6 protein-coding genes and 1 tRNA gene are annotated in these 8,562 nt (G+C 57.7%); 1 reads left to right on the top strand and 6 read right to left on the bottom strand.

What is annotated here, in order from left to right; all coding sequences use genetic code 11:
* Positions 1-256: hypothetical protein (locus VIH17_12205; GenBank protein HEY4683990.1), on the bottom strand; the 256-nt coding region annotated here is incomplete at its 3' end.
* An 838-nt stretch (positions 257-1,094) separates the two neighbouring features.
* Here VIH17_12205 and VIH17_12200 point away from each other — a divergent pair.
* Positions 1,095-1,319 (top strand): type II toxin-antitoxin system HicB family antitoxin, encoded by a 225-nt coding sequence (locus VIH17_12200; protein ID HEY4683989.1) that lies wholly within the window; start codon positions 1,095-1,097, stop codon positions 1,317-1,319.
* Between the two features lie 415 nt (positions 1,320-1,734).
* Here the strand turns inward: VIH17_12200 and VIH17_12195 are convergent.
* From VIH17_12195 to VIH17_12175, 5 genes are all read right to left on the bottom strand, one after another.
* Positions 1,735-1,811: transfer RNA gene (locus VIH17_12195), tRNA-Arg, on the bottom strand.
* A gap of 215 nt (positions 1,812-2,026) precedes the next feature.
* Positions 2,027-3,082: a radical SAM protein gene (locus VIH17_12190; protein ID HEY4683988.1), complete on the bottom strand. Its 1,056-nt coding sequence runs from the start codon at positions 3,080-3,082 to the stop codon at positions 2,027-2,029.
* 644 nt (positions 3,083-3,726) lie between these two features.
* Positions 3,727-4,908 (bottom strand): cation:proton antiporter, encoded by a 1,182-nt coding sequence (locus tag VIH17_12185; GenBank protein HEY4683987.1) that lies wholly within the window; start codon positions 4,906-4,908, stop codon positions 3,727-3,729.
* Between the two features lie 259 nt (positions 4,909-5,167).
* Positions 5,168-6,199 carry a hypothetical protein gene (locus VIH17_12180; GenBank protein HEY4683986.1) on the bottom strand — a complete coding sequence of 344 codons (1,032 nt, stop codon included), beginning with the start codon at positions 6,197-6,199 and terminating at the stop codon, positions 5,168-5,170.
* 265 nt (positions 6,200-6,464) lie between these two features.
* The gene (locus VIH17_12175; protein ID HEY4683985.1) at positions 6,465-8,216 is read right to left on the bottom strand and encodes a DUF389 domain-containing protein; all 1,752 of its coding nucleotides are present in this window, start codon (positions 8,214-8,216) and stop codon (positions 6,465-6,467) included.
* Positions 8,217-8,562: the final 346 nt, after the last annotated feature.

Raw genomic sequence — 8,562 nt, 5'->3', positions numbered from 1 at the left:
CCAAAGCAAGAACGAGCAGTGTGAGAGGCTTGTCCTCCCGTGTCGCGCTGGCGATCTCTTTCGTCAGCCACTGCTCGGCGAAGCTTCGGGTGCAAAGGCCGGTGACCGGATCGACCGCGGAAGGGTCGTAGCTTTCGACTGCTTGTTCTGACGGGTCCAGCCATCCCACTGGCTGCTGGGGCAGTCGTCTCCGCAGCCGCCGGAACAACCACTGCCGGTGCACGGCATAAGCGCTGAGCAAGAGCACTAAACCCATCAGACCTCGAGTGGTGATTTCGGGATCAAGCTGGAAAAGGGGGTTGTCTGGGCGGAAAAGAGCAGGGACCGAAAGGAGCACGAAAGCCACCGCCGAGAGTAGCATCCCTGCAAGCGTGGTTAGCCAAAGCCATACTTCGCGTCGGCCCAAGCGCCGCAGGTTGGCCTCCACGTTTTGGGACCCAACATAAAACTGCTCTTCATGACTCCACAGCGTGAATTCCACCTTGGGTCTCACTTCGTCACACATCCAGAATGGGTTGCGCGCCTGGGAGCGCTATGCGGGACTGGGCTGTGGGCTGAGTTGAGCTTGGTCGGTTACGAGAGTGACCTAGAATCCAGGATCCTCACTACCTGATTTAAGAGCGTGCATTACGCCGCCCGAATTGTCAACAGTACCTTGAACACTCGCGCGGGGGCTGTCGAGCCTGTGCGAAAAGCGCTGTTTTTCGGCAGGGCACGACGGAACTTGTCCCGAGCGAAGTCGAGGGAGTCGTGCCGTAAGTTCAGCATCCTCAATCCGGCTTCAGCCGCTGAGGACAAGATCGGGTTTTCGCAGACAGTCTATGAGCTCTAAAGATCGGCTTTCCCCCATTTTCGGTTTTCGATTTTCGAGTCTCGATTTTCGACTTTCCGAAGTCATGGGTCTCGGGAGATGGGCTTGTCCTGTGTCCTTGCCTCCTTCTCTCCCTGCCTGCCCTGTTTACCCTGTTTATCCTGAGCGTAGCCGAAGGGAGCGAAGCCGAAGGGCCTGCCCTGCCTTTCGAGCGTAATTGGGACTTGTCACGATTTAGCAGCCTCTTCGGATCGGTGAGTCCCAGTTGCGGTATAATTTGGTTATGAAACAGTTCACGCTTCCCATCATCATCGAAAGCGACGCGGAAGGCTTCTTTGTCTCCTGCCCCACACTCCAGGGATGCTACAGCCAGGGAGACACCTACGAGGAAGCCGTCGAAAACATCAAGGACGCTATCCGATTGCACCTAGAGGATCGCCTTGCCGACGGCGAAGAGATTCCCCAGCATGTATCCGTGAGCCTGTCCACGGTTGAAGTTTCCGTCTGATGCCGAGACTGCCCCGCCTCACAGCCCGTGAGATTGCCGCTGCATTGGAGAAAGCAGGTTTTTCACTAACGAGGCAGAGCGGCAGCCACAAGATTTACAAGAATGCCGCCAGTAAGCGGGTTACTATCCCTTTTCACGGGTCAAAAATCCTCCACCCGAAGCTCCTGAAGAGCATCTTGCGCGATGCCGGCATGAGTCCCGAAGACTTGAGAAAGGTTTCTGAGTGATTTCGCTAACTTGCTGGACGGATGGCGGAAACCCTTGCAACCCTTTCCAGGTCAGCGAGTTTGCTTCGTGCGGCGGGTTGACTCACGTTGTGGCGACATTCACCAAAATGCACGCAGAGTCCCCACAAAAGTCCCCACAGTGCGGTTTCGGCGAGGTGCGAGAAGGTTTGCAACTTGTCGAAATGAAATGGTGGGCCTGGGGAGACTCGAACTCCCGACCCGCGGTTTAGGAAACCGCTGCTCTATCCATCTGAGCTACAGGCCCACGCCGAACCTGCTGCTAAACAATAGAATAGCATACGGGCACGTTTTCGAGACTTGCGCAATGAGCAGCGGTCTTCGAGGAGCTCGGGAACTAACCGGGTGCTGAAAAAGGGCGCGGCGTCCGCACCACTGGCCTGCCCAGGCTGAAAGCCTGTGCCACTTGCTAACCGCTGACGAGCAGAGGTGGCACAGACTTGTAGGCTGTGCCGGTCTTTTTCAGCATCCTGCTAAAGGAGTCTGCCGAACCCTGCGTCGTGGGATCCAATCCCACGGGTGCCGCCGGCCCTGCGTTGCGCCATTATCTGTGCGAAGCTTTGCGATGGCTTTGCCGATCTGCGCCGACTTGAAGAAGATCTTCCCCGCCGTCAGATTGCCAAGAATCTTGTGCTGTCCGACAGCAGCCAAGCCCATGGAAGCAATGCATCCACATTGCGAGCAATCAGGATTGCCGCCGAACTGGCAGGGCACGATTCCAGTCTTGAAGTCGGCCGAGATGGTGTGCGTGGTCTGCACGAAGATGCACGCCTCGGGCGAGCTTGGCGGATTCAAGAACTCCCGGATCAGCGCCTCGAGCATATCCAGCTTGGGGTAAATCCGGCGCAAACGCAGAAGTTCCTCGATCGCCTGCCTGCGCTCCGCTGGTGTAAGAATCTCGGGCGCAATGGCTCCCCTTTGCGGGGTAAACATGCTCATCCAAATCTGTGTGACCTCCTCACGGGGAGTCCAAAGCTGGAGGAACTCTTCAAGATATCCGGGGCGCTTCATCATCTGGCCGGTGATGGTGCAATGTACGGTGATGCGATGGCCGGCGATGTTGTGCAGAATTCTCTCGTAGGTGGCGGGCGTCCGGCGCGCGTCGTGCTCCGGTTGAAGCCCGTCGATGGAGACCACAATTTTTACCTGCGGCAGACTCGCCCACGCAACAGGAATCTGACGGAACGCGCTGGTCACAACTTGCAGGTGGATGCCCATTTGGGCAAGCTTGGGAACCAGGATTTCCAGCTCGCGGTAACGCACCAGCGGGTCGCCGCCAACAAGGGAAAGATGCAGCGGACGATAGCGCCGAACCAGAGCGAGAACACCATCCACGAGTGCGTCGCCTTTGTGATCGGCGAGTTGCCTGAGATTGATTCCATTGTTTAAATGGGCGTCTTCGTAGGCGTAGCATCCCGGACATCGCAGCGGACATTCGCGGGTGATCTCGATGGAGAGATTCGGCCTGTAGCCTTGCAGGATTCTGCCCCACGCCTGAACTACTTCAGCGTGCTTCACCGGTCCCCCTCAGGTGGTAGTTCATTGCTACAGGTTCAGATGCGTTTGCTGCTATTCTTCCCTCAATGTAGAGGGACATTCTATCCCGGATGGGGCTGTGATGGCGAGCTCGAGGAGGTGGTGTTCCCTCAGGGTAGAGCCGATGAGCGGCAGCCTTTGTTCGGACCGGCGCTTCGCTGACCTCCCGCGCCGAATCGGCCTCCTGCCGTAAGCCCCCCAAATTTGGGAACAAGGGGAGAACAATAACGCCCCGAATACAAGAAAAACCAAGCAACAAAACGTATCAAAAGGCAAGACGAGCCAACAAGATAGAAGATTTGGTGGGTTTAGGAAACCGCTGCTCTATCCATCTGAGCTACAGGCCCGGCTTCGTTAATAGTGAATCCTTATTCGAGAATGGTCAAGAAGCAGAAAGGAGCCGTGACCCTTCGACTTCGCTCAGGGCAAGCCCGTGATTCGTGAAGAGTGACCCGTGGATGCGCAAAATATGCCCCTGACCGAGGAAAAAGCAGATGCTTCGTCCCGATTTCATCGGGACTCAGCATGACACGCACGGCTTGATGACTTCGAAATCGCTCACCGTGAAGGCCTGATTTACAGCCAGACCCAGAGGACTTTATGCGGAAGGAAAAGAGCCAGGAGCCCTATGGGATAGGGGTGACCGGAGCAGCGGGTTTGGCTTTCGCGTAGAGGCGGGTCAGGACGGGCGGCACGATCATTGTCGTAATCAAGCTCATGATCACGATGACGGAATAAAGCTCCGCCGACATCACCTTCTGGTTGAGGCCAATTAAAGCGACAATCAGCCCTACCTCGCCGCGCGGCACCATGCCCACGCCGATGCGCAGTGCTTCGAGCCAGCCGAGATTCATCGCCGCCAGGCCGCAGCTCACCAGCTTGCCGACAATCGCCAAAAACGTGACGATTCCGGCGACCAGCAAAATCTCTTTTCGGGCAAACACTCGAATGTCCATCGCCATTCCCATGGCGACAAAGAAGAACGGAACCACAAACTCATAGATGGCGTGCGTTTTGACTCGCAAATCCTCCGCCGTCTCTTCCTCGGAAAACACCAGACCGGCCAGGAAAGCCCCGATGATGGCCGCGATCCCGACTTCCACTGCCAGCACGGAGAGGCCGAGGCAGATCAGAAGCGCGAGACTGAAGTAGGACTTCTGCCGGGTGAAGTGGGCAACTCGCGGCACCACCCGGCGGATCATCCCTCGTCCAGCCAGCAGCACAAAAATCACCAGCCCCAGGGCCAGAATCACCGCAATCGCAATCTGTCTTGCGTCTTTCTGCCCCAGGGTCACGCCGCTCACCACGGCGAGAATGATCATGCCCAAAATGTCGTCAATCACGGCGGCGCCCAGAATAATCCGCCCCGAGCGCGATTGTTGCTGCCCGACATCCTCGAGCACGCGGGCCGTAATCCCAACGCTCGTCGCCACCAGCGCCGTGCCCAAGAAAATAGACTCCGTGTTGGAATGCTTGAACCAGAGGCCTGCGCCAAAACCAAGCCCAAAAGGCACTGCAATCCCGAGCATCGCCACGCGCGTCGAAACCCATCCCACCCGCATCAGTTCGCTCAGGCGCTGTTCCAGGCCAGCCGAGAACAGCAAAACGATGGCTCCGATTTCGGCCAGGACGTTGACAAGGGGGCCTGCGTGGACCAGCCCGAGCGCATGCGGGCCGATCATGATTCCCGCGGCGAGCTCGCCCACCACCGCCGGCTGGCCAAGCTTCTGTGAAAGCCAGCCCAGTATCTTGGCTGCCCCAAAGAGGAAGAAAATCTCAATCAGTATTTTTCCGGATTCGATTTCCATCGAGCCTTTCTCAGATCACACTAACCTCCTCGCGTATCTTATCCTTGATTTGTGCGTTCTGCCCACCCAAAAAGGAAGCTCGCTTGCGGCATCGGACGGCGCCAGTGTATTGGTGATCTCCTGGTTCCTCACTCGGGCGGGCCGCTTGCTGTCTTGCCCGAACTCGACGGGGTTATTGAGCCGGCACAATCTTCCTTTGGCACTTTTGACCAGCTCCCCCTCTTCCCAAATTAGGTCTCAAGGAGAGCAGCTTGGCTGATCAATAGCGAAACAGAGCAGCGATTGACGAACCATCCGGCATATCTGAGGGCGGCACGGCATAGACGGTGTCCCCGTGTAAGATGGCTTGAACTGCGACGAGGTTCAGCAAATCCTCATCACCGGGTTCAACTTTCTCGTGGACAGACACTAGGTTCTCTTGGGGATCAAAAGTGCCCCACTGTTGTACGCCGACCGCGACAAAGGCGAACTCAATGCGACCCTGGTAGGCCGCAGGAAGGATTTCCCTTACGTCCCTGGAGATCCTGTTGGCGTTGGTAGGGTCATGGTAATGTGCAAGGGCTTGGTCTTGTGCTTGCTTGAAGTATGGGTGAACAATTTCCCAGGCGGCAGCATGCAGTTGGCTCGCGCTCAAGGTCTCAGGATTTCCCGTAATTCCTTGATCCAGGAGGCCCGGGTATGTGTTGGCCTTCGCGTAAATCGGAAGCAGATAGTCCACGCCTGCCAGCAACAAAGGGGTCGGCTGGGTCCTTAACAGGCTTTGCAGGCCCTTATCAATTGCCCGAAAGTATCGCAGCACGTTCTCCTTGGCATCGTCCATCCCCGCTCCGTGACCGTGGAACACCGCTGTCCGCTTCCCCGAAGGCCGCGATGTTGTGGTGTGCAACTGAAGCTGTGCCTGGAAATCATCGTATTTGAGCGCCTCGCGAAGACTTCGAGGGATACCTTCCAGATCCAGTTCACTCACAGTGTAGCGACTGCCCTCAAAGAGTCTGACTTGGTTCTGGCTGAGCGCTACAACATAAAAACGGCCGTCACCTGTGAATAAGGAGAGAAGAGGCTTCACATGGAAGCGATCGGCAACCACGACCAACTGCTGAAAATGAAGCGGAAGGCGAAAGTATCGGAAAAAGCCCTGAGATAAGAAGAGCGCGAGACCGTTGTCCTGGTAGCGCCAGAAGTGTTTTCTTTGCACGAGCTCGCGGGCGGGTGCCAAGAACTCTCTGGCCAGCGCTCTCCGAAGCCCGTTTTCCACCAGCCCTGCTTCAGCCTTCCTCAGAAGATTCTTCAAGCGAATGGGATCCTGGAGAATCTCTCTTCCTGCACGGTGCGTAGGCAGAAAGATTGAGACAGCCAGCCCATGTCGTGTTTCAAGCAAAGGCCTTAATTCTTGCGCGGTCAATAGGTCCATCCGGTTGCCACCTCCTCAAGTTGCAATCACCCGGCTGCGTGACACAAGCGCCTGCGGGAGGATCTAGCCCACCGATGATTCTCATTCCTTCTTGAACCGCTGGCCTGGGCCGGCATTGGTCTGAAAGTAATGGGGAAAATGCTCTTCAGGGTTGAGCTGGCGGCACGAGCTCGAGCACGACAACGTCGCGCGCCCCCTCGACCGGTTTGGGCACAAGCCGTTCCGGGGCAATCTTCTTCTGTCCGGCCAGATACTCCTGGATTCTTGACGCTCTTTGCTTCCCTAGTGGGTCGATTTCTTCCTTCTGTGCGCCGATGCCGAGGGTGCACTCCACCCGAGAAAACCTTTGCAGAACCGTGGCCACCTCGTCTAATTGCCGACGATTCCGGGTGGAAAGATTGGCGGAGCGGGCTGGGAAGGCAAGTCTCAGCGCCGGTGGCACTCGCTCAAATGTAACTCCCACCGCAGCCGAACCGATCCGCTCCCGCAGGGCCTTGCGCACGGCTCCTTCGCCCAACTCTCCCAAATCCTGTTCTGCCAGATAAACGAGATGGACAAGCAGGACCGGTGATTCCGGCTCAAGGGTCACCCGATAGTTCAGCAGGGGCGAGCGGTCTGAAGGCCATGCCGAAGCAATCGCGGGCCTCACCCTGGCCCAAAGTTTGCCACGGATCTCTTCGCTGGTCTCCAATGCCGGCTGGGCGGGAGGAATCAGCCGACCGGTCAACGCGGTCAGCTCTTCGCGCGTGGCGACGTCATAGACGGCCACCTGCGTCGTCCGCCCGGCGCGCGCCTGGAGCAACTCCTCTAACCGGCGGCGCCTTTCCGTTGAAAAGCCCTCCGGCAGCACTGCCACCACGCGGACGCGAATGCGATCGGGAAAAATCTCCGTGCCTTCCTGGAAGATGGCATCTCGCGGGATGAATTTGTGCAACTCGTCAAGAACAACACGGCGAATACGCGCTTCCTGCGTCAACCGGGTGAGGGTTTGCTGCAAGGGAAAGGCGACCATGGCCACAAAAATAAGGAGGATCAGCACGCGCCGCGGCAGGCTTCCCACTCTCCCCAGCAACCGGCGCAGTGGTGTCCGCTCAATGACCTCGTAGAAGTGTTCGCTCTTCTCGTGTTCTTCGAGCCATTTATTGATTTGCGCCCGCACGCCTGCCGTATCCATGTGGACGCTGAAGAAGACCAGGAAGGAACTAAATATGATCGCCACCAGGTTGGTAAGGAACAGCAAGCCACCGCCCCGGATGATGGGCCAGTCCCATCCGATTCCCAGTCCGAAGCCGACCACGCCCAGCGGTGGCATCAACGCCACGGCCACGGCTACGCCGGGCAAGGCTGTTACGCCGCCACCCTGGCCGCCACGGCAGACCACGATGGCGCCAGCCATCCCCGAGAGCACCGCGATCCCCAGGTCGAGTAAGGTGGGTTGCACACGGGCCAAAATCTCGGGCGTCGGCGTGCGGAAGGGCAAGACCCAGGTAATCACCGCGGCCAGCAGGATTGAACCCAAGATGCTGAGGAGGACATTCGTGAAGGCCTTGAGGCCCAGATAAAAGTCGCCCAGGGCGATGGCCAGGCCGCTGGCGATGATCGGGCCCATCAGGGGAGAAATCAACATCGCCCCAATAATGACCGCCGGGCTGTTGACGATCAACCCGAGCACGGCGATACTGGTGGAGAAGGTGATTTCGAGCCAGTAGTTCAAGTCGGCAAACTCGGCGCTCCGGAAGACCTCGGCATAGATCTCCGGCTTCCTCCCCTCGCTCACCCGCAGCAGGCGCGCAAAATACATGCGCAGCGCGTTCATGGTTCGACCGAGTAACGGCCACACCCGCCCCAGCTCCTCGGTTGTGGTTTGGTCGAGTTGAGGATTTGGATTGGGTCGCATCTTTGGGTCTGTTTTTCCTGGAAACGCTTGCGACTTCGATTTCAGTCAGACGCCGATAGGGCGCAATACCGCCATCATTCTCCATCAACACCTTGCCGCGTGACAAGCCAGCTTTGTCGGCGAATGAGCGACGATGACCGTCCTCCCAGGTCGAACTTCCTGAATCGCGTGTCGGATATGCTGCCCGGTTCGCGTAGAAAGGCAGGTGTTAAAGCTCTCTAACTTCATTCTTCTATTTCTAGTACGCCGTTTTTCGCGTTGCTTCCGTCTTCCGCCGCTGCGACCGGAGAAGCCCAAGCACGGCATCATTCCAGCCCACCGGCCCAGGAGCAATGCCACGGGTGAC

This window comes from Candidatus Acidiferrales bacterium, from assembly GCA_036514995.1.
Lineage (GTDB): Bacteria > Acidobacteriota > Terriglobia > Acidiferrales > DATBWB01 > DATBWB01.
Note: the sequence above shows the minus strand (reverse complement) of the source record. Positions and strands in the feature narration are given on the sequence as shown.

Coding starts and splice junctions, on each gene's coding strand:
- VIH17_12200 (HEY4683989.1), top strand. CDS start 1,095: ATGAAACAGTTCACGCTTCCCATCATCATCGAAAGCGACGCGGAAGGC.
- VIH17_12185 (HEY4683987.1), bottom strand. CDS start 4,908: ATGGAAATCGAATCCGGAAAAATACTGATTGAGATTTTCTTCCTCTTT.
- VIH17_12175 (HEY4683985.1), bottom strand. CDS start 8,216: ATGCGACCCAATCCAAATCCTCAACTCGACCAAACCACAACCGAGGAG.